This is a genomic window from Mesorhizobium sp. B2-4-12 (assembly GCF_006441575.1).
Taxonomy (GTDB): Bacteria; Pseudomonadota; Alphaproteobacteria; order Rhizobiales; family Rhizobiaceae; genus Mesorhizobium.
This window is the reverse complement of record NZ_VFVC01000016.1, coordinates 85,300-106,733: the sequence shown is the minus strand read 5'-3', so window position 1 is coordinate 106,733 and position 21,434 is coordinate 85,300. Positions and strand designations below refer to the sequence as shown.

Annotated in this window: 19 protein-coding genes; 13 read left to right on the top strand and 6 right to left on the bottom strand. The window is 64.2% G+C overall.

What is annotated here, in order from left to right; all coding sequences use genetic code 11:
- Positions 1–120: 120 nt before the first annotated feature.
- The 4 genes from FJ934_RS12445 (at position 121) to FJ934_RS12430 (ending at position 5,448) form a co-directional block, all read left to right on the top strand.
- Positions 121–1,599, top strand: coding sequence for a mannitol dehydrogenase family protein (locus tag FJ934_RS12445; RefSeq protein WP_140609912.1), 1,479 nt, complete (start codon positions 121–123; stop codon positions 1,597–1,599).
- A 15-nt stretch (positions 1,600–1,614) separates the two neighbouring features.
- The gene (locus FJ934_RS12440; RefSeq protein ID WP_140609911.1) at positions 1,615–2,298 is read left to right on the top strand and encodes an HAD-IA family hydrolase; all 684 of its coding nucleotides are present in this window, start codon (positions 1,615–1,617) and stop codon (positions 2,296–2,298) included.
- Positions 2,295–3,881, top strand: coding sequence for an FGGY-family carbohydrate kinase (locus FJ934_RS12435; RefSeq protein WP_140609910.1), 1,587 nt, complete (start codon positions 2,295–2,297; stop codon positions 3,879–3,881). The genes FJ934_RS12440 and FJ934_RS12435 overlap by 4 nt, the downstream gene beginning before the upstream one ends.
- A gap of 163 nt (positions 3,882–4,044) precedes the next feature.
- On the top strand, positions 4,045–5,448 hold the full coding sequence (locus FJ934_RS12430; protein WP_140609909.1) for an MATE family efflux transporter: 1,404 nt from the start codon (positions 4,045–4,047) through the stop codon (positions 5,446–5,448).
- Positions 5,449–5,485: 37 nt separating this feature from the next.
- Here the strand turns inward: FJ934_RS12430 and FJ934_RS12425 are convergent, their stop codons facing one another.
- The 4 genes from FJ934_RS12425 to speB form a co-directional block, all read right to left on the bottom strand.
- Complete coding sequence (locus tag FJ934_RS12425; RefSeq protein ID WP_140609908.1) at positions 5,486–6,133, bottom strand: amino acid ABC transporter permease; 648 nt, start codon at positions 6,131–6,133, stop codon at positions 5,486–5,488.
- On the bottom strand, positions 6,130–6,786 hold the full coding sequence (locus FJ934_RS12420; RefSeq protein ID WP_140609907.1) for an amino acid ABC transporter permease: 657 nt from the start codon (positions 6,784–6,786) through the stop codon (positions 6,130–6,132). The genes FJ934_RS12425 and FJ934_RS12420 overlap by 4 nt, the downstream gene beginning before the upstream one ends.
- 6 nt (positions 6,787–6,792) lie before the next feature.
- Complete coding sequence (locus tag FJ934_RS12415) at positions 6,793–7,599, bottom strand: transporter substrate-binding domain-containing protein (RefSeq protein ID WP_140609906.1); 807 nt, start codon at positions 7,597–7,599, stop codon at positions 6,793–6,795.
- Between the two features lie 80 nt (positions 7,600–7,679).
- Positions 7,680–8,741 carry an agmatinase gene (gene speB, locus FJ934_RS12410; protein WP_140609905.1) on the bottom strand — a complete coding sequence of 354 codons (1,062 nt, stop codon included), beginning with the start codon at positions 8,739–8,741 and terminating at the stop codon, positions 7,680–7,682.
- Between the two features lie 206 nt (positions 8,742–8,947).
- On the opposite strand from speB, the gene gcvA reads away from it, so the two are divergent.
- The 8 genes from gcvA to FJ934_RS12365 all read left to right on the top strand — a co-directional run bounded on the left by gcvA (position 8,948) and on the right by FJ934_RS12365 (position 17,952).
- Positions 8,948–9,922: a transcriptional regulator GcvA gene (gene gcvA, locus FJ934_RS12405; protein ID WP_140609920.1), complete on the top strand. Its 975-nt coding sequence runs from the start codon at positions 8,948–8,950 to the stop codon at positions 9,920–9,922.
- A 135-nt stretch (positions 9,923–10,057) separates the two neighbouring features.
- Positions 10,058–11,362, top strand: a complete 1,305-nt coding sequence (pncB, locus tag FJ934_RS12400; protein ID WP_140609904.1) for a nicotinate phosphoribosyltransferase — start codon at positions 10,058–10,060, stop codon at positions 11,360–11,362.
- Positions 11,363–11,533: 171 nt separating this feature from the next.
- Positions 11,534–12,979, top strand: coding sequence for a hypothetical protein (locus FJ934_RS12395; protein ID WP_246671498.1), 1,446 nt, complete (start codon positions 11,534–11,536; stop codon positions 12,977–12,979).
- 183 nt (positions 12,980–13,162) lie between these two features.
- A complete protein-coding gene (locus FJ934_RS12390) occupies positions 13,163–14,467 on the top strand; it encodes an ABC transporter substrate-binding protein (protein ID WP_140609902.1) in 1,305 nt (434 codons plus the stop codon).
- A gap of 203 nt (positions 14,468–14,670) precedes the next feature.
- Positions 14,671–15,552 carry a branched-chain amino acid ABC transporter permease gene (locus FJ934_RS12380; protein WP_140609901.1) on the top strand — a complete coding sequence of 294 codons (882 nt, stop codon included), beginning with the start codon at positions 14,671–14,673 and terminating at the stop codon, positions 15,550–15,552.
- On the top strand, positions 15,549–16,511 hold the full coding sequence (locus FJ934_RS12375) for a branched-chain amino acid ABC transporter permease (RefSeq protein ID WP_140609900.1): 963 nt from the start codon (positions 15,549–15,551) through the stop codon (positions 16,509–16,511). The genes FJ934_RS12380 and FJ934_RS12375 overlap by 4 nt, the downstream gene beginning before the upstream one ends.
- Positions 16,508–17,233 (top strand): ABC transporter ATP-binding protein, encoded by a 726-nt coding sequence (locus FJ934_RS12370; protein WP_140609899.1) that lies wholly within the window; start codon positions 16,508–16,510, stop codon positions 17,231–17,233. The genes FJ934_RS12375 and FJ934_RS12370 overlap by 4 nt, the downstream gene beginning before the upstream one ends.
- A complete protein-coding gene (locus tag FJ934_RS12365) occupies positions 17,230–17,952 on the top strand; it encodes an ABC transporter ATP-binding protein (protein ID WP_140609898.1) in 723 nt (240 codons plus the stop codon). The genes FJ934_RS12370 and FJ934_RS12365 overlap by 4 nt, the downstream gene beginning before the upstream one ends.
- A gap of 244 nt (positions 17,953–18,196) precedes the next feature.
- Here the strand turns inward: FJ934_RS12365 and FJ934_RS12355 are convergent, their stop codons facing one another.
- Both FJ934_RS12355 and pncA read right to left on the bottom strand, forming a co-directional pair.
- Positions 18,197–19,609 carry a sodium:proton antiporter gene (locus tag FJ934_RS12355; protein ID WP_140609919.1) on the bottom strand — a complete coding sequence of 471 codons (1,413 nt, stop codon included), beginning with the start codon at positions 19,607–19,609 and terminating at the stop codon, positions 18,197–18,199.
- 45 nt (positions 19,610–19,654) lie between these two features.
- Positions 19,655–20,269 (bottom strand): bifunctional nicotinamidase/pyrazinamidase, encoded by a 615-nt coding sequence (gene pncA / locus FJ934_RS12350; RefSeq protein ID WP_140609897.1) that lies wholly within the window; start codon positions 20,267–20,269, stop codon positions 19,655–19,657.
- A 298-nt stretch (positions 20,270–20,567) separates the two neighbouring features.
- On the opposite strand from pncA, the gene FJ934_RS12345 reads away from it, so the two are divergent.
- Positions 20,568–21,425, top strand: a complete 858-nt coding sequence (locus FJ934_RS12345) for a xanthine dehydrogenase family protein subunit M (RefSeq protein ID WP_140609896.1) — start codon at positions 20,568–20,570, stop codon at positions 21,423–21,425.
- The last annotated feature ends 9 nt before the right edge of the window (positions 21,426–21,434 follow it).

Genomic DNA, 21,434 nt, shown 5'->3' with positions numbered 1-21,434 from the left:
GGCAGCGCCAACGCTTCCGATGGCTGCGATGCCCCTCATCTGCCTGCCGGCATCCTCTCCCGTGAAGGACGGGGAGAGGGAGAATGATCAAGGCCGCAGCCCGGCCGAAGGGTAAAGCAGATGACCGTGAAACTCTCTTCTTCCAATCTCGCCAAGCTTCCCGCCAATGTCGCGGGACCGAAATACGACCGTTCCAAATTGAAGGCCGGCATCGTGCATTTCGGCGTCGGCAACTTTCATCGCTCGCATCAGGCCGTCTATCTCGACGACCTGTTCAATGCGGGGCTCGGCCAAGATTGGGCGCTGGTCGGCGCCGGCGTTTTCGCCGGCGAGAAGATCGGCCGCGGTAAGCTGGAAGAGCAGGACTGGCTGACCACCGTGGTCGAGCAGGATGAAGGCCATATGAGCGCCCGCGTCACCGGCGCGATGATCGATTTCCTGATGCCGGGCGATGCGGCCGGAATCATCGAACGGCTGGCCGACCCGGCGATCAAGATCGTTTCGCTGACCATCACCGAAGGCGGCTATTTCATCGATCCGGCCTCCGGCGTCTTCAATCCGACCCATCCCGACATCATCGCCGACGCCCAGCCGGGCGCTGTGCCGAAGACGGTGTTCGGCATCATCATCGCCGGCCTGATGCGCCGCCGCGGCGACGGCATCGTGCCGTTCACCGTGATGTCCTGCGACAACATCCCTCACAACGGCCATGTCACCTCGGATGGGGTCATTGGGCTCGCCCGCCTGATCGACGAGGACCTGGCGACCTGGGTCAGCGACAATGTCGCCTTTCCGAACGCCATGGTCGACCGCATCACGCCGGCCACCACGGATCGCGAGCGCGACATCCTGGCCAAGGACTTTGGCGTAGAGGACAATTGGCCGGTATTCTGCGAACCGTTCAAGCAATGGGTGCTGGAGGATCATTTCACCGCCGGTCGCCCAGCGCTGGAGAAGGTCGGCGTGCAGTTCGTCAGGGATGTCGCTCCCTATGAATTGATGAAGATCCGCATCCTCAATGGCGGCCATGCCACCATTGCCTATCCCGCCGGGCTGATGGACATCCATTTCGTTCATGAGGCGATGCAGGAGCCGCTGGTTCGCGCCTTTCTCGACAAGCTCGAACATGACGAGATCATTCCGACCGTGCCGCCGGTGCCGGACACGGTGCTGGAGGATTACTATCAACTCATCGAGAAGCGCTTTTCCAACCCCAAGATCGGCGACACGGTGCGCCGGCTTTGCCTGGACGGCTCCAACCGCCAGCCGAAATTCATCATCCCGACCATCGCCGACCGCCTGAAGGCGGGAAAAAGCGTCGCCGGCCTGGCGCTGGAATCGGCGCTCTGGTGCCGCTACTGCTTCGGCACGACCGATAGCGGCGCCGTCATCGAGCCGAACGACCCGAGTTGGGACCGGCTGCAGGCGACGGCAAAGGCGGCAAAGGACGCACCCGCCGCCTGGCTGGCCATGGACGACATCTATGGCGATGTCGGCCGCGCCACGGCATTCGTCGAGGCGTTTGCCCATGCGCTCAACGTGCTGTGGGCGAATGGCGCCCGCGCCACGCTGACACGCTATCTCGATGGCAAGCTCTGAGAGCCATTCGATGCCATGACGCCTGAACTGGTCATCTTCGACTGCGATGGCGTGCTGGTCGACAGCGAAGCGCTCTCCGTCTCGGCGCTGCTCGGCATGATCGAACTTGCCGGCGGAAGCATCGGCGAGGATGCCGCCTACGAGCATTTCCTCGGCAAGAGCATGAAAAGCGTGCGCGAGATCCTCGGCCGCGACTTCGGGCTTGAGATCACCGATCAGCATCTCACCGCCATGCGTGTCGATCTCATGCGCAAGTTCCGTGAAGAGCTGAAACCGATCCCCGGCGTCAAGGAGATGCTGCCCAAGCTCGGCCAACCATTCTGTGTCGCGTCCTCCGGCACGCTGGAACGGATCCGTTATGCGCTGGACGTCACCGGCCTGCTCGGGTTCATGGAGCCGCATCTGTTCAGCGCTGCCATGGTCGCCAGGGGCAAGCCGGCGCCCGATCTTTTCCTGCATGCCGCCGCCAGCATGCGGGCGCAGCCGCGCAAATGCCTCGTCATCGAGGACAGTCCGGCCGGCATCGCGGCGGCGCGCGCGGCTGATATGCATGTCTTCGCCTTCACCGGCGGCTCGCATGCCGGCAACCCGGCCCTGAAAGCGCGGCTTGCGTCGACCGAACCTGACTTTATATTCGCTGACATGCTGCAATTGCCCGATCTGATTGCAGGCCTGGGAGCGAGAGTTAGAGCATCTTGACGAAACAGTTTATCTGCGCGGTCGATGTCGGCACCGGGAGCGCTCGCGCGGGCATTCTCGACACCAGTGGCACCTTGCTTGGCCGCGCCGAACGGCCGATCGCCATGAACCAGCCAAAGCCCGATCACGCCGAACATGATTCGCGCGATATCTGGTCCGCCGTCTGCACCGCCGTGCACGCCGCCCGGCAAAAAGCCGGCGTTGCGGCTGAAGATGTCGTCGGCATCTCCTTTGATGCGACTTGTTCGCTGGTCGTGCGCGACCGTCAGGGCGAACAGCTCAGTGCCTCGGTGTCGGGCGACAGGCGCTGGGACACCATCGTCTGGCTCGACCACCGCGCCATCGCCGAAGCGGACGAATGCACGGCGAGCGGCCACGAGGTGCTCAACTATATTGGCGGTGTCATGTCGCCGGAAATGGCCACGCCGAAGCTGATGTGGCTGAAGCGCAACCTGCCCAGGACATGGAATGAAGCCGGCTATCTATTCGACCTGACCGATTTCCTCACATGGCAGGCGACGGGCTCGCTGGCCCGCTCGCAATGCACGCTGACAGCCAAATGGACCTATCTGGCGCATGAGGAAATCGCATGGCAGCGCGATTTCTTTGAAATCGTCGGCCTCGACGATCTTTTCGACCACGGCAATCTCCCTGAAAAGGCAAGCCCGGTCGGCGCGGATATCGGCCAGCTGACACCGCAAGCGGCGGCCGAGCTCGGCCTGACGGAAAAATGCCGTGTCGGCGCCGGGGTCATCGACGCCTATGCCGGCGCGCTTGGCGTGCTCGGTGGCTTTGCCGGCGACGAGCAGGATATCGGCCGGCATCTGGCGCTGATCGCCGGCACGTCGAGCTGCGTCATGGCGATGTCGCCCGATCCACAGCCTTTCGCCGGCGTCTGGGGCCCCTATTATGGCGCGGCGCTGCCGAAGCTGTGGCTGTCGGAAGGCGGCCAGTCGGCCACCGGCGCGCTGCTCGACCACATCATCCGCTGGCACGGGGCCGGAGGCGAGCCGGACGCCGCCATGCACGCCAGGATCGCCAAGCGTGTCGCCGAATTGCGCGCCGCCGAGGGCGAGAAGCTGGCCGAAAGGCTGCACGTTTTGCCGGATTTCCACGGCAACCGCTCGCCGCTGGCAGACCCGCACGCTGTCGGCGTCATCAGCGGGCTGACGCTGGATTCCTCCTTCGACAGCCTGTGCAAGCTCTACTGGCGCACCGCCGTCGGCGTCGCGCTCGGCGTGCGCCACGTGCTGGAGGCGTTGAACGAGAACGGCTATCTGATCGACACGCTGCATGTCACCGGCGGCCACACCAAGAACCCGCTTCTGATGGAGCTCTATGCCGACGCGACCGGCTGCACGATGGTCGAGCCGCTGGCCGACGAGGCGGTGCTGCTCGGCACCGGCATGGTCGCCGCCACCGCCGCAGGGCTTTTCCCCGATCTCAACGCCGCCTGTCTTGCCATGCAGCAGGGCGGCAAGACACGCGCCGCCAACCCGGCCGCCAGCGCGCGCTTCGATCGCGACTACCGGATTTTCCTGGAGATGCACCGGCAGCGGCAAGCGCTCGACGCGATTGGATAGAAGGCCAACTGCCTGGCTCAATCTGTTCCGGCACCTCCTCCCTTGCCTTCATGTCGCATTTCGTTCAATAGACGACGCAAACACAGCGAAACCAAAGGTTTTGCGGTTTGACATGCGGCTTCCGGCTTTTCGCCGACGTGCCGCGCCTGGAAAGAGCGGAACAATGTCTGCGATCGAAGCCAGCGCTCGCGCGCCGGAAAATCTTTGGCGTCAGGAGATCAGGGCGACGCTGGCGCTCGCCTGGCCGATGGTGCTGACAAATCTCGGCCAGACCGCGATGACGGCAACCGACGTCATGATGATGGGACGGCTGGGGGCCGATACGCTGGCCAGCGGCGCGCTTGGCGCCAACCTCTATTTCATGCCGCTCATCTTTGGTCTCGGCCTGATGCTGGCGACCTCGCCGATGATGGCGACCGAGCTTGGCCGCCGCCGCTATTCCGTGCGCGATTTGCGCCGCACCGTGCGCCAGGGCCTGTGGCTGGCGATCCTGATCTCGATCCCGATCTGGCTCGTGCTGTGGCACGGCGAGGCCATTCTGCTGGCCATGGGCCAGGAGCCTGCACTGGCGCACCAGGCAGGCATCTATCTGCGCTGGCTGGAGTGGGCGGTGCTGCCCTTCTACGGCTATATCGTGCTGCGCTCGTTCATCTCGGCGCTGGAGCGGCCCGGCTGGGCGTTGATCATCGTCTTCGTCGCCGTCGCCTGCAACGCCGTCTTCAACTGGGTGTTCATGTTCGGCAATCTCGGCGTTCCTGCCATGGGCATCGCCGGCTCCGGCCTTGCCACGACGCTCTCCAGCACGCTGATGTTCGTCGGCATGGCCGTAGTAGTGATGTGGGAGAAGAAGTTCCGGCGCTACCGCCTGTTCGGCCGCTTCTGGCGGTCCGACTGGCCGCGCTTCAAGGGCCTGCTGCGGCTCGGCCTGCCGATTGCCGGCATCCTGGCCTTCGAGGTGACGATCTTTAATGCCGCGGCGCTGCTGATGGGCCTGATCGACGCGGATTCGCTGGCGGCACACGCCATTGCCATCCAGATCGCCTCGATCTCCTTTATGGTGCCGCTCGGCCTCAACCAGGCGGTGACGGTGCGCGTCGGGCTTGCGCATGGCGCGGGCGATCCGGAGGGGGTGTCGCGTGCCGGCTGGACCGCCTTCGTCATCGGCGTCTCATTCATGGCACTGATGGGGCTGGTTATGACCCTGTGGCCGCATCTCCTGATCAGCGCTTTCATCGATCTCGCCAACCCGGCCAATGCCAGGGTGATCGCGCTTGCCGTGTCGTTCCTGGTTTTTGCCGCCCTGTTCCAGGTCTTCGACGGCGCCCAGGCGGTTGCGGCCGGCATGCTGCGCGGCCTGCACGACACCAAGGTGCCGATGATCTATGCCGCGATCGGCTATTGGGGCGTCGGCCTGCCGCTCGGCGTGCTGCTCGCCTTCCATTTCGGCTTCCACGGCGTCGGCATCTGGATGGGTCTGTCCAGCGGGCTGGCGGTGGTGGCAGCGCTGCTTTTGGCACGCTGGCTGCGACGGGACCGCCTGGCACCGCCGCTCGCCTTCGGGCATTAAAACCACACGGCCTCCGGGAGCCGTTGTTTCTTAGCTGTCAGCGCGTCGCCGTGCGCTTCTCCAGCCGGCGGGCGTATTGCGTCAGCGGGAAGCACATGAGGAAGAAGATCAGCGCTACCAACCCGTAGACCTTGAAAGGCTCGAAGGTGGCGTTGTTGATGGCGTTGGAGGTCCGCACCAGTTCCTCGAAGCCGATGATCGAGGTCAGCGCGGTCGACTTGATGAGCTGCACCAGGAAGCCGACCGTCGGCGCGCGGGTGATCGAGAACGCCTGCGGCAGGATGATCAGCCGCAGCTCCTGCAGATAGTGCAGGCCGAGGCTGGCGCCGGCATCCCATTGGCCTAACGGCAAGGCGTCGACGCCGGAGCGCCATATCTCGGCGAGGTAGGCGCTGGCGAAGAAGGTGAGGCCGAGCACCGCCGCGGTCCAGGGCTCGATACGCATGCCCAGCATCGGCAGGCCGAAGAACATCAGGAAGAGCTGCATCAACAGCGGCGTTCCCTGGAACAGGGCGATGTAGCCGGAGGCAAGGCGCCGGCTCCATTTATTCTTAGCGATCCTGAAGAACAGCACCGCCATTCCAACCGCGGCGCCGCCGACGAAGGCGGCCAACGACAACAGCACTGTCCAGCGTGTGGCCAGCAGGAGGTTGCGCACGATATCCCAGAGGGTGAATTCGATCATGACACGCCAGCCCCGAGGACGCGGCGCCCGCCGGTGACCAGAAGCCGGCGCAAGGCCATCGACATCAGGAGATAGACCAGCGTCACGACGAAATAGGTCTCGAAGGAACGAAAGGTGCGCGCCTGCAGCATGTCGGCCTCATAGGTGAGCTCGCGCACCGCGATCTGCGAGACCACGGCGGACTCCAGCATCATGATGACGATCTGGCTGGTGAGCGCGGGATAGATAATCTTGAGCGCCTGCGGCAGCACGATCTTAATGAACACCTGGCGGGGCCGCAGACCAAGCGCGAGCGCTGCTTCCGTCTGCCCGAGCGGGACGGCATCAAGCCCGGCGCCGACGATCTCGATCGTATAGGCCGCCATGTTGAGCGTCATCGCCAGCATGGCGGCCAGGATCGGGTCGAGCCTGATGCCGAGGCTCGGCAGGCCGAAGAAGATGAAGAACAGCTGCACCAGGAACGGCGTGTTGCGCATCACCTCGACATACCAGGCGATGGCCCGGCGAAGCAGCACAGGGCCGTTTCGCCGTCCGGCGGCACCCAGGATGCTGAGCAGCGTTCCCGCCAGCGTGGTCACGGCGATCAGCAGGATCGTCGTGGCCGCGCCGTGCGCGATATCGCCCAGGGCACCCGGAAGCCAGCTGAAGGCCACGGAGGCTCAATCCTTGAGGTTGTCGGGGTTGAGCGGCGTCTTCAGCCAGGCCTTCGAGCTTTCGTCGAGCTTGCCGTCAGCCAGCATCTTGGCGACAGCGTCATTGACCGCTTTCTTGAGGGCATCCTCATTCTTGTTGAGGCCGATATGCGAGGGCGAGGTCAGAAGCTGGAACTTCTGCTCGGGCTTGAGCGCTTCCTGGCGCGCCAGCACCTGCGCGCCGACATCATTGCCGACGACCATCAGCTGCGTCTGGCCGGAGATGAAGGCCTGGATCACGGCATTGTAGTTGTCGAAGCGCTTGATGTCGGCCGACGCCGGTGCCGCCTCGGTGAGCGAGGTATCCTCGAGCGTGCCGCGATTGACGGCGATCGACTTACCGGCAAGGTCTTCCTTGCCTTTGACCGACATTGCGGCGGGGCCGATTACCGCGATGTAGTAGGGCGCGTAGGCGGCGGCGAAGTCGATCACCTGTTCGCGCTCCTTCGAGTAGCCGACGCTCATCAGGATATCGACGCGATGGTCGTTCAGATAGGGAATGCGGTTCTGGCCGGTGACGGCGACGGGATTGAGCTTCACCTTGAGCGTGTCGGCAATGTACTGCGCGACATCCATATCGTAGCCCTTGAGGCTCATATCGGCGCTGGCCGAGGAGAAGGGCGGGAAGTCGGCGAAGACGCCGACATTGATGGTGCCGGCCTTGGTGATATCGGCGAGCGCGTCGGCGTTGGCTTGCTGCGTGGCGATACCAAGGCTGGCGCCCAGCATCAGGACGGCGGCGATGGATGATTTCAGTGTCGAGTGGATTGTCATTGTCATTCCCCTTCTGGAAGCTTTTGGTTGTTTGAGGCGGCCGCCGGCTCCAGCACGGCGGTCGCCTTGGATTTCAGGCGTCAGGCTCCCTTGCTGATCACGGCCGGGCTGAACACCATCAGGCTCAGGATCTCGAACAGCACCTGGGCGCCGGCATGCGCGGTGTTGGTGGTCGCGTCATATTGCGGCGCCACCTCGACGACGTCGCCGCCGACGATGTTGAGGCCCTTGAGGCCGCGCAGCAGTTCAAGCACTTCGCGCGTGGTCAGGCCGCCGACTTCTGGCGTGCCTGTGCCGGGCGCGAAGGCCGGATCGACGCTGTCGATGTCGAAGGACACATAGGTCGGGCCGTCGCCGACGATTTTGCGCGCCTTCTCGATGATGGCGGGAATGCCGAGCCCGGTCACCTCTTCGGCATGCACCACGGTCATGCCGGACTCGTAGGTGAACTCCCAGAGATATTCGGCCGAGCCGCGGATGCCGATCTGGATGGTGCGCGTCGGGTCGAGCACGCCATCGAGCACCGCGTTGCGGAACGGCCCGCCGTGGTGGAATTTGGTCATGTCGAACAGACCGCTGGTGTCGCAATGGGCATCGATGTGGATCAGGCCGACCGGAGCCTTCTTGCCGACGGCCTTCAGGATCGGGTGGCTGATCGAATGGTCGCCGCCGACCGATAGAGGGATGACACCGGCATCGACCATCTGGTTGGTGCGGCGCTCGATGTCCTCATGGCTGGCCTCCAGCCGGTAGCGGCTGCGGAACGGCGTGTCGCCGATGTCGGCCACGCGCAGCTCGTGCGTCGGCGCGCATTCCAGCACGTGATTGTAGGGGCCGATGCGCTCGATGGCGCGCAGCGCCCTCGGCCCAAAGCGCGAGCCCGGCCGGTTGGTGACGCCGAGGTCCATCGGCACGCCGATCATGGCCACCTGCAGGTCGCCGAAATCCGGGTTCTCCGCTGATATTTCGCGGTAGGGCGCGGCGAGGAAGGTCGGGATGCCCGAATAGGGCGCCAGCCGCGTGCCACTCTTGGAGAAGATCTTGTCGGCGACCTTGCGGAATTTCGGGTCGAACATCTCGCCGCCATGGCTCTCGCCATATTTGCGACGCAACGTGTCGAGCTTGCCGCTGTTATAACCCATATCCATTCCTCCTCGATTGGTGCCGCCGACCAGTGGGACCTCGGGCGAACCGACCATCATCCGGCCGGGTCGCTTGCCCCGCTCGCTGCCCGCAGATTTCAGGTCTTGATGCGATTGCGGCAAAGTGTCCGGCAGCCGCATTGAAAAAGCAATTGATATTGTTAAGGTGTTTTCTGTGAGAAAATCTCACAATGAGCCGAGCATCCATGGCCAAGCGCCTGCCCCCTCTCAACCCGCTGCGTGCCTTCGAGGCAACCGCGCGCCATGGCTCGCTGACCAAGGCGGCGAGTGAGCTCAATGTCACGCATGGCGCCGTCAGCCACCAGATCAAGGCGCTCGAGCAGTCGCTTGGGGTCAAGCTGTTCGAACGATCAGGCCAGCGGGTCAAGCTGACGCCGCACGGCGCCGAGCTTTTGCCGGCGGTGTCGACGGCTTTCGACGGCATCGCCGCCGCCACGCAGCGGCTGACGCGGCCGGCAAGCAGCGGCGCGCTGTCGGTGTCCTGCGTGCCGGCGTTGCTGCTTTTGTGGATGACGCCAAGGCTCGGCAGCTTCACCGCGCAGTATCCCGACATCCAGCTGACGCTCATCCCTTCCAACGACCCCAGGGATATCCGGGCGCCGCATATCGATGTCTGTGTGCACTATGGCAATGGCAGCTGGGCCGATTGCTGGATGCGCAAATGGTCGGGCCTCGAACTGTTCCCGGTGGTCAGCCCGACACTGATCAACAACCGCCCGATCCGCACTGTTCGCGACCTCGCCGACCATGTGTTCCTGCATGGCGACGACGGCCGCGAATGGCACACCTGGCTGGCGGCAGCCGATGCGCTGGACCTAGAACGCGGCCGTCGCCATCATCTGGGTGATGCGCGCATGGCGGCCGAGGCCGCGGTGCACGGTCACGGCGTGGCGCTGGGCGATTCTGTGACGGCAAGCGCGCTGCTGGCCAGGGGCATGCTGGTTGCGCCGTTCAGCCTGTCGGTGCCGGCGGTCGATGATTTCTACGTCGTCTGCCGCAACGAGATGCGGGCGACGCCGATCGTACAGGTGTTTATCGACTGGCTGTTCGCCGAGAAGGCCGGGGATGACAGCCGCGCCGACGCCCCGGTCGCGGGCCGCCTCGTGACCCGACGCAAACGTCCGGCGCTCAAGGTGATGGGCGGCAAACCCGCGAGCTGATGCAGCCTAGGCCCGGCCGCATTCAGGCCCTTCTTTTTGTCGGGCCAGCCTGAAAGCGGGCAGCGTTTTGGCTGATTCGATGCTATGAGGCCTGTCGCGATTGTGGATGGCAGGCAGCGAAGGCGACAACGAGACATGGCCAGGACCGATATTGCGCGGCGCGTCTATAACCATACCTGGAAGCTCGACCCGATCGTGCGCAGCCTGCTCGACACCGACTTCTACAAGCTTCTGATGTTGCAGATGATCTGGGGCATGTACCCCAAGGTCGACGCCACCTTCTCGCTGATCAACCGCACCACCTCGGTGCGGCTTGCCGACGAGATCGACGAGGGCGAGTTGCGCGAACAGCTCGATCATGCCCGCACCTTGCGCTTCTCCAAGAAGGAGATGATCTGGCTCGGCGGCAACAATTTCTATGGCCGCAAGCAGATCTTCGAGCCGGAATTCCTCGCCTGGCTGGAAGGCTTCAGGTTGCCCGACTACGAGCTTGCCAAGCACGACGGACAGTACGAACTGACCTTCCCCGGTCCCTGGATGTACACGACGCTGTGGGAAATTCCCGCGCTCGCCATCATCAACGAATTGCGTTCGCGGGCCGCGATGCGGGCGTTCGGGCCGTTCACGCTCGACGTGCTCTATGCCCGCGCCAAAGCCAAGATGTGGGATAAGACCGAGCGGCTGAAGGCGCTGCCCGGCATCCGCATATCCGACTTCGGCACGCGCCGGCGGCATTCCTTCCTGTGGCAGCGCTGGTGCGTCGAAGCCTTGAAGGAAGGCATTGGCGAGGCCTTCACCGGCACCTCCAACGTGCTGCTGGCCATGGACAATGACCTCGAAGCGCTCGGCACCAACGCACATGAATTGCCGATGGTGTTCGCGGCCCTCGCCAACTCGGAAAAGGAATTGCGGCAAGCGCCCTATAAAGTGCTGCAGGACTGGCAGCGCTACTATGGCGGCAATCTGCTGATCGTGCTGCCCGATGCTTTCGGAACGGCGTCGTTCCTGCGCGACGCGCCGGACTGGGTGGCCGACTGGACCGGCTTCCGCCCCGACAGCGCGCCGCCGATCGAGGGCGGCGAAAAGATCCTGTCCTGGTGGCGCGAGAAGGGCAAGGATCCCAAGCAGAAGTTGCTGATCTTTTCCGACGGGCTCGAAGTTGAAACCATCGAGGAGACCTACCGCCACTTCGAAGGCAAGGTGCGCATGTCCTTCGGCTGGGGCACCAATCTGACCAACGACTTCGAAGGCTGCGCGCCAACGGAAACCAACAGCCTGGATGCCATATCGCTGGTCTGCAAGGTCACCGAGGCCAATGGCCGGCCGGCGGTCAAGCTATCCGACAATCCGGCCAAGGCGACCGGCGACGAGAAGGAGATCCAGCGTTATCTGCGGATCTTTGGCGAGAAGGATCGCGTGGAGCAGCTGGTCAAGGTGTGAGAGGTGGCGGGGCTCTTGGATAGTTCGAGTTCCTTCGCGCCCCCCTCTGTCCTGCCGGACATCTCCCCCGCAAGGGGGGAGATTGGCAGCTTCTGCCGCTCCGCGTTTTTCTGCGGTGTAGAAGTTTGGCGAAAGCCGCGGCGACATCCGATCTCCCCCCTTGCGGGGGAGATGTCCGACAGGACAGAGGGGGGTGGGAAGGATCTCGACTGGCGAAAATGTGCTCCCGTCTTCATTCTTTTGGCCCTCATCTGCGCCTCGCCCACCCCCACCTACGCCCACGCCTCCGACCGCGGCCACGTCCTGCTTCTCCCGACCGGCTACTATCTGATTGGCGGCGCTTTCGCTGTGGCTGTCAGCTTCCTCGTGCTGGCGCTGCTGCCGCCGGCGGCTCTGGATAAATTCTGGCGCCGGCGCCTGCCGCTTTTCGCCTTCGGCGACGGCGCTCGCACGGCCATCAGCCTGATCTCCTTTGCCGGCTTTGCAATCCTCATCGCCGCCGGCCTTTTTGGCAGCCGCGACCCACTCTCCAACCCTTTGCCGCTCGTGATCTGGACGCTGCTATGGGCCGGCGTCACGCTGCTGCAAGGCGTCTTCGGCGACCTCTGGTCAGGGCTCAACCCCTGGTATGGGCCTTGGCGTCTGGTTTCGCGGCTGCTCGGCGCAAGGGATGAGGGATCGTGGCGCCTCCCTGGATGGCTCGGCCGCTGGCCGGCCGTCATCCTGTTCCTCGTCTTTGCCTGGTTCGAACTCATCGATCCGGCTCCCGACGACCCGGCTCGTCTCGCTTGGGCCGCCGGTTTGTACTGGCTGCTCACCTTCCTCGCCATGTTGGGGTTCGGCTATCCCCAGTGGAGCCGGAGCGGCGAGTTCCTCAGCATCTTCTTCTCGATGGTGGCGCGCTTCGCGCCGGTCGAGCGCGACGGCGAAGGCCGGCTTGCTCTGTGCTGGCCAGGGGCCAAGCTGCTGGCGGCCGAGCCGTTGCCGCCAAGCGGCGTGGCCTTCCTGCTGCTGGCGCTGTCCTCGGTTTCCTTCGACGGCCTGTCGAAAACCTTTTTCTGGCTCGGCCTGTTCGGCGTCAATCCGCTCGATTTCCCGGGACGCACGGCGGTGATCGGCAGCGGCACCTTCGGACTGATTCTGACATTCGTGCTGCTCGCGGCGGTGTTTCTTTTTGCCGTTTTCCTCGGCCAGCGCCTTGCCGGTGGCGATCAGCGCCTCAGCCAGCCAATTGGCCTTCTGGTGTGGTCGATCGTGCCGATCGCGCTCGCCTATCATGTCGCCCACTATCTGACGGCGCTGCTGGTCGACGGCCAGTATGCGCTGGCCTCCCTTTCCGATCCGTTCGCGCTGGGCTGGAACCTGTTCGGCACCGCCGACATGCAGATCGAGGCCGGGATCGTTGCCGGCGCGGAGTCGGCATGGTGGCTGTGGAACGTCCAGGCCGGCACCATCATAGCAGGCCATGTGCTTGCGGTTCTCGTCGCGCATGGATTTGCCTGGCGCCTGCATCCGCGACCTGCCCGCGCCGCGCTCAGCCAGTTCCCGCTGACCGTGCTGATGATCGCCTACACCGTCTTCGGCCTCTGGCTGCTCGCGACGCCGACGGTCGGTTAAGGTGCGTACCACCTTCGGGCGACATGCCTTGAGGCCATTGGCGCTGGAAAATAAACCGGGATTCCCCTAGGGAAGCGGCATTGCCGTGTCCAGACTTTGGTGATTTAGTTTGTACACATGCAATTTTTCGACTTCCGGACATGAGCGGACTTTGCGCTCCTAACGCTGAACAAGGGGAACGGCATCATGGACAAGAGCAAGAGCTTCAACCTCCCGAAAACCGGTCTCAGCCGCCGCACGGCGCTGAAAGGTCTGGCCGCCGGCGCCGGCCTCGCCATGGCGCCCGGTTTCGTCCGCTATTCCCAGGCGCAGAGTTCGGCGCCGATCAAGATCGGCTTCCAGTCGCACCGCACCGGCATTGGCGCTGCCTATGGCCGCTGGTACGAAAAGACCACCGCCGCGGCAATCAAGGCGATCAACGCCGCCGGTGGCATCAATGGCCGTCCGGTCGAGGTCATTATCGAGGATGACGGCACCGATCCCGGCCGCGGCGCCGAAGTGGTCGGCAAGTTCGCCACCCAGCACAAGACCGAAATCGTCTTCGGCACGCTGTTCTCGCATGTCGTCATCGGCTCGGCGCCTGCCGCCGGCGAAAACAAGATGCCCTATTTCGTCGTCAGCGAAGGCCACCACGTCGCCTCGACCAAGCTCAATCGCTACGTCTTCCAGCCCGGCATCACCGATGTGAAGAGCCAGATCCAGTCGATGGCGCCGTGGATCGCGGCCAATGCCGGCAAGAAGGTGACGCAGATCTTCCCCGATTTCGCCTTCGGCTACGACCATCGGGACTACCTGCCGCCGGCGCTGAAGGCGCAGGGCGCCGAGGTGATCGCGCAGATCGCCATCCCGCCGACGGAATCCTCCTTCACCAAATACTTTCCGCAGATCCCGGCCGAGACCGAGGTGATCTACCACGTCATGGTCGGCCCGGCGGTGCTCACCTTCGTCAAGGAACTCGGCGAGTTCTACGGCTCCAACCGACCGCAGCTGTTCGGCTTCATCGATTCGCTGGAAGCCGTCGACATCAACAGCCCAGGGCTCGAATTCCTCGACGGCAGCCATTTCTGGGAAGGTTCGCCGCGCTACGCACAACCCGACGATTCCGCCGCGCAGAAAGCCTACCGCGCCGCCGTCGGCATCGACGACAATGGCGCTGCGGTCGGCGACCCCAAGGACGTGTCCACCGCCGCGCATATGTTCGGCTGCTGGGAAACACTCTACGTCGTCAAGAAGGCGATGGAAGACGCCGGCTACAATGGGCCGGACGACCGCGCCAAGCTGGTCGAGGCGACCGAGGCGCTGACCGCCTTCGCCGAAGGCCCTGAGCACCCGCAGGGTGCAAAAACCTTCAACGGCAAGATCCACCAGTGTTTCGGCATCCAGAACATCTCCAAGGTCGAGGGCGGCAAGCTCAACGTCGTGCACAAGACCAAGATCGAGGACGGGCTTTACGAGCCCGAAGGGGATTACACGACGCAGGCGCTTTAGCTTAGCAGCGTGAGCGCCCAGCCACCCCCTCTGTCCTGCCGGACATCTCCCCCGCAAGGGGGGAGATCGGATCTCGCGACGGGTTTCGCCAGCTGCCAACGTCAGAAAAGCGCCGCCGCAGGCACCGCCAATCTCCCCCCTTGCGGGGGAGATGTCCGGCAGGACAGAGGGGGGTGCCTCGCGCATCCGCAGGCGTCTAGTCCATGCACTTCGGTCCCCACCTCCTCCTTGCCACCCTCGAAGGCCTCGTCACCTCGGCCGTGCTGGCGCTGACGGCTCTCGGCCTATCGCTGGTGTTTGGCGTCATGCGCGTCGTCAACGTCGCGCATGGCGAATTCTTCATGCTTGGCGCGGTGCTGGCGTGGGCGATCTCGACGGCGATACCGGGCCATCCGGCGCTCGGCTTCCTGGCGGCGCTGGTGATCGGGCCGCTGATCGTCGGCGCCATTGCCTTGGTCGCCGAGCGGCTGGTGCTGCGCCGGCTCGATTACAATCCGGAAGCCACGATCGTCGCCACTATCGGTATGCTCTACATCATCCAGCAGCTGGCACTGACCTTCTACGGCCCCGGGGCACGGCCCGTCGAGCCGCCGTTCAGCTACCGCATCCTGCTACCCTGGTTCGGCTATTCCGGCTACAAGCTGTCCATCATCGCCGCCTCCGCGCTGCTGCTGATCGCCACGTGGCTGGTGCTGACGCGCACGAAAACCGGCCTCATCATGCGCGCCACGCAGTATGACAGCGAAACGGCGCAGGCCTTCGGCATCCCCGTCGACCGCGTCTATGGCGGCGTCTTCGCGCTCGGCGCCATGCTGGCGGCCATCGCCGCGGTGCTGATCGTACCGATCAGCCAGGCGCACTATCTGATGGGGCAGGATCCGCTGCTGCTCTCCTTCATCGTCGTTATCATCGGCGGCCTCGGCTCGCTGCGCGGCACCGTCGTCGCCGCCGTGCTGATCGGCCTGTCGGACGGCATCATTTCGATGTTCTTCTCGCCGACCTTGGCCAAGATCATCGCCACGCTGCTGGTCGCCATGGTGCTGGTGTTCCGGCCGCAGGGCCTGTTCGGAACGGCATCACGATGAGCGAAGCTTCGCCGGCAAAGGCCTACGCGCTGCATCTCGGCGTCATCGCGCTGCTTCTCGCGCTGAGCTTCCTGCTGCCGGACTATTATCACGGCCTGCTCGCCCGCATCATGGTGCTGGCGGTGTTCGCCATGGGCTACAACATGCTGTTCGGCTATGCCGGCCTGCTCAGCCTCGGCCACGCCATGTTCTTCGGCGCCGGCCTCTATGGCGCCGGGCTCGCAATCATCCAGCTCGGCTGGAGCGTGCCGGCGGCTTTCGCCGCTGGCCTCGGCTGCGGTGTCGTTGTTTCCCTGATCATCGGCCTGCTGGCGTTGCGCACCACTGGCGTTGCCTTCATGATCGTCACCATGATGTTCGCGCAGGTCTTTTATCTGCTCATCCTCTACTTCGCGGCGTGGACCGGGGGCGATCAGGGCCAGGTCGTGCCGCAGCCGGCGCGCGTCCTCAATTTCGGCGCGACCTCGCTCGACCTCACCAACCCGACCGTGCGCTACATGAGTGCGCTGGCGCTATTCACGATCGTGCTGCTGATCACTTTGGCCGTCGTCCGCTCCCGATATGGCCGCGTGCTGGTCGCCATCCGCGAGAATGAGGAGCGGACCAAGATGCTGGGTTACGACACCTTCTCCAACAAACTCCTGGCAGTCGTCGTCTCCGGCACGATCTGCGCGGCCTCGGGCGCCGCCTATGCGCTGCTGTTCGGCTATGTCGGCTCGAGCTTTGCATCGGTGCAATATTCGATCCTGCCGCTGCTGTGGGTGCTGCTCGGGGGTGCCGCCACGACGCTCGGGCCGCTGCTCGGCACGCTGTTCATGTACTATGTCATCGACGCCACCAGCGGCTACACATCGGCCTATCTACTGATCGTCGGGGGCGCACTCATCCTTTTGGTGCTGTTTTTTCCGAAGGGCATTCTCGGCAGCGCCCGGCAGCGCTGGCTCGGCTGGCTGCCATGACGCCGCTTCTGACGACCAGGGGCCTGTCGCGCCATTTCGGCGGCCTGCGCGCCGTCGACAATGTCGACTTCGGCCTGATGGCGGGCGAGATCCGCGCGCTCATCGGCCCGAACGGCGCCGGCAAGACAACTTTCGTCAGCCTGGTCAGCGGGCGCATCCAGCCGACATCCGGCACGATCATCTTCGACGGCGCCGACATCACTGACCTGCCCGCCTATGCCCGCGTCCGCCAGGGTATAGCCTATACGTTCCAGATCACCAGCATCTATGCCAACCTTACCGTCTACGCCAACGTCGCGCTGCCCGTGCAGCTGACGCTGCGGCATGGCCATTCCAAGAGCGCGATACAGGCCGCGGTTATGGCGGCGCTCGAACGCACCGGCCTAGCCGACCGCGCCCATATGCCGGCCGGGCAATTGTCCTATGGCCACCAGCGTCTGCTGGAAGTGGCGATGGGCTTGGCGCTGAAACCACGCTTGCTGATCCTCGACGAGCCGACGCAGGGGTTGGCCGATAGCGAGATCGACAATTTCGTCGAGCTGGTGCGTGACATCGCCACGAACGCCACGGTGCTTTTGATCGAGCACAACATGCCTGTCGTCATGCAGCTTGCCGACCGCATCACCGTCTTCAATGCCGGCAAGATCCTGGCCGAAGGCACGCCCGAGGCGATCCGCGACAATGCGGCGGTGCAGGACGCCTATCTGGGGACGGCCCCATGACGGACACCGGCAAGACGCAAGCCCTGGTGATCTCGGGGCTGGACTGCTTCCATGGCGAGGTCCAGGTGCTCTACGGGCTCGACCTCGTGCTGAACAAGGGCGAGGTGCTCTGCCTGTTCGGCCGCAACGGCGCCGGCAAGACGACGACGCTGAAGGCGATCATGGGCCTGGTTCCAGCCAGTGCCGGCTCGATCCGGCTTGGGGACCGGGAATTGACCGGTCTGCCGGCGCATGAGGTGCCGAAGACCGGCGTCGCCTATGTGCCGCAGGGAAGGCGGCTGTTCGCCGAAATGACGGTGGCGGAAAACATCGAGATCGGGCTGATGGCGCGCGGCAAGGGCAAGGCGACGCGAGAGCGCGTGCTCGACCTCTTTCCCTTGCTGCGCCAACGGCTGAGGCAGCGCTCGGGCACCTTGTCCGGCGGCGAACAGCAGATGCTGGCCATGGCGCGCGCGCTGTGCCTCGAACCGCGGGTGCTGCTGCTCGACGAACCGACCGAAGGCCTGATGCCGTCGATGATCGCGAAAATCCGCGAGACCGTGTCGACGCTGCGCGAGTTGGGCGTCTCAACCATCCTGGTCGAGCAGCGCGTCGATGCGGTGCTGTCGGTGGCCGACCGCGTCTCTTTCATCGAGAACGGCCGCAACCGCGAGACAGTGGATGTCGAGCACCTGCGCGCCGATCGGTCGGCGGTCAGGCGCTATGTGGGCGTGGGCTGAGATTGCCGCGACTGCAACGGCAATAACACTTTCCAGACGATGCCGCCGTCCCTCATCCGCCTGCCTTCTCCCCGTATAGTGACGGGGAGAAGGCAGAGGGCAGCGACGACGGCGCCCATTCGACAACGTTGATGATTGGCGAAACCATTGGCAAAGGCGTTCTTCTCCCCGTCACTATACGGGGAGAAGTGCCCGACAGGGCGATGAGGGGCGGCGCAAACGGTACCAATTCAAAAGCACCAATTCACCCACCAAAGAACAAAAAGCCCGCAGCCAAAAAGATCGGGATCAACACCAGCCCGGACCAAAGTATGTAACCGAAAAAGCCAGGCATCTTCACACCGTACTGCCGGGCGATGGCATAGACCATGAAGTTGGGTGCATTGCCGACATAGGTGTTGGCGCCCATGAACACCGCGCCGGCCGAAATCGCGGCGAGCGTAGAGGCAAGCTCGGTCATCAGGTGCCGTGGATCGCCGCCGGCAAGCTCGAAGAACACCAGATAGGTCGGCGCATTGTCCAGGAAGGACGACAATGCTCCGGTCAGCCAGAAATAGGCGAGATCGTTGGGCGTGCCATGGCCCGAGGTGACGAGCGCGACCAACGGCGCCAGCGCGCCGTCATGGCCGGCTCTCAGGATGGCGACGACCGGCACGATGCAGATGAAGATGCCGGCAAACAATTTCGCCACCTCCGTGATCGGCCCCCAGTTGAAGCCGTTCGCTTGGCGGTATTCCTTGCGCGAGACGGCAAGGGAAACGAAGGCGAGGATCAGGATGATCGCGTCGCGGACCAGGTTCTGCAGTTCAAGAGTCACCCCTTGAATGGAGATGCTCACTCCAGGATTCCAGCTGGCCGACAGCAGGATGGCACCGATGACGCCGGCCAGCAGCGGAACGTTGGGCAGGCCGCGAATGCGCACTTTCGAATCCGGTGTCGGATCCTTGATTTTCGGCGCCCCGGCCTCGCGCCGATGCAGGACGATGTCGATGGCGAGAAATACCGCAAGCACGACACCGCCGGTAAACAGCGTCTCCCGGTAGAGGTTCGTGGTCGTCCAGAAGAAATCGACGCCGCGCAGGAAGCCGACGAACAGCGGCGGGTCGCCGAGCGGCGTCAGCGAGCCGCCGATGTTGGACACCAGGAAGATGAAGAAGACGACGACATGGGCGTTGAATGGCCTGGCGTCGTTGGCGCGGATGACCGGCCGGATCAGGATCATCGAGGCGCCCGTCGTGCCGATGACCGAAGCGAGCAGCGCGCCGGTGAGCAGCAATCCGGCATTGACCAGCGGCGTGCCGTGGATGTTGCCGGCGACCAGAATGCCGCCCGAAATGGTGAACAGCGCGAACAGCAGGATGATGAACGACATGTATTCGGTGAGCAGCGCATGCAGGACTGCCTCGGTCGCCGATGGGACGCCGAAGGCCAGCGCCAGCGGTACGACCGCAAGGGCGGCCCAGAGGGCGGCGATCTTGCCGTAATGTGGGTCCCAGACATGGTGGAACAGCAGCGGCCCGGTGGCAATCGACAAAAGCAGACCAGCGAATGGCAGCGCCCACCACAACGACATCGCTTCGCCCGGCAGCCCGTGTTCCTCGGCCGCGAAGGCCGCGCCCGGGATCATCACCGCTATGGCGATCACCGCAACCGCCATCACGCCTGCGGTGATCCGCAAAAAGCCTCCCCGATACCCCACCGTTCAGTCCGTCAAACTGTCTTCAAGCGCCACGCCGGCATCGCGCATGCGCTGCAGCATCGCGTCGAGGGATCCGTCGAGGTCGATACCGCGACAGGCATCGAGCCGGACGGTGGTCTTGAACCCCTGGCTGACAGCATCCAGGGCCGAGAAGCCGACACAGAAATCGGTCGCCAGGCCGACCAGGGTCAGCGTGTCGATGCCGCGCTCCCTGAGATAGCCGGCGAGACCGGTAGGCGTCGTATGGTCATTCTCGAAGAAGGCCGAATAGCTGTCGATGTCAGGGCGAAATCCCTTGCGGATGACGAGTTCGGCCTTGGTCCAGGCAAGGCCGGAGTGGAAATCCGAACCCAGGCTGCCCTGGATGCAATGGTCGGGCCACAGCGTCTGCGGCCCGTAGGGCATGTCGATCATCGTGAAGGGCTGTGCGCCCGGATGGCTGGAGGCGAAGCTCGAATGGCCGGCGGGATGCCAGTCCTGCGTCAGCACGACGTGGTCGGCTCGCCGGATCATGTCGTTGACCAGCGGCACGATCTCGTCGCCGCCGGTCACGGCCAGCGCGCCGCCCGGGCAAAAGTCATTCTGCAGGTCGATGACAACAAGCGCTTCGTCGGCCATGAGGCCTCCTTCTTCTCTGTCATGTGGCTCAGGCTACAGCAGAAAGATGCCGCTGACGCGACCGGACGCAGAAACTTGACCAGAAGGCCGGCCGCGTCAACCTCCCATGCCATAACAAATGCGTTTCGGCTCACCCGCTGCCGGCAACGGTGCAAACTCTGGCTTTGACAATTTCCACCGGCTTGATATCATTTGCATACGAATGAATTTTCCGGTTTCGGGAACCGGCAAGAAATTCCAGGCAAGACGCCCTGGGCGGGCCAAATTCGGGAAGGCTCATTCTCTGGGAAGGCAAAGCGTGATCCGTTACGCGAAACCCACCACGGTCGACGAGGCTCTCGCACTGCTTGGCGAGGGCGCGTGGCGCATCCTGGCCGGTGGCACGGATTTCTATCCGGCACAGGGCGCCAAACCGTTCCGCGACAATGTCCTCGACATCAACGGTCTCACTTCATTGCGCGGTATCCTTGAAACGGATGACCACTTTGTCATCGGCGCCCGCACGACATGGACCGACATCATCAGGCATCCCTTACCGCCGGCCTTCGACGCGCTGAAACAGGCCGCGCGCGAGGTCGGCTCGCCGCAGATCCAGAATGTTGCCTCCGTCGCCGGCAATCTCTGCAACGCCTCGCCGGCCGCCGACGGCGTACCCGGCCTGCTGATCCTCGACGCCGAGGTCGAGCTCAGTTCGACAGCCGCGACGCGTCATCTGCCCCTGCCGGATTTCATCCTCGGCAACCGCCGCACGGCGCTAAAGCCCGGCGAAATGGTGACGGCCATCCGCGTGCCGAAACCGGCCGGCACGTCAGCTTTCGTCAAGCTGGGCGCACGGCGCTATCTCGTCATTTCCATTGCCATGGCGGCGGCGCGCCTGGTCGTTGAAAACGGTACGGTCACGGAAGCAGCGGTCGCCGTTGGGTCCTGTTCAGCGGTTGCCAAGCGCCTTGCCGGTGTCGAGCGGGCCTTGCGTGGTCGACGGGCCGATGACGGGCTTGCGGCTGCGGTCAAGTCCGCGCCGATGACCGAGCTCTCACCAATCGCCGATGTGCGCGGCAGCGCCGAGTACCGGCTCGACGCGGTGCGCGAGATCGTCGCGCGGGCCGTGCTGACGGCCGCCGGACCGATGACCGACCTGACGGTGGCGGCGGCATGAGACAAGCTC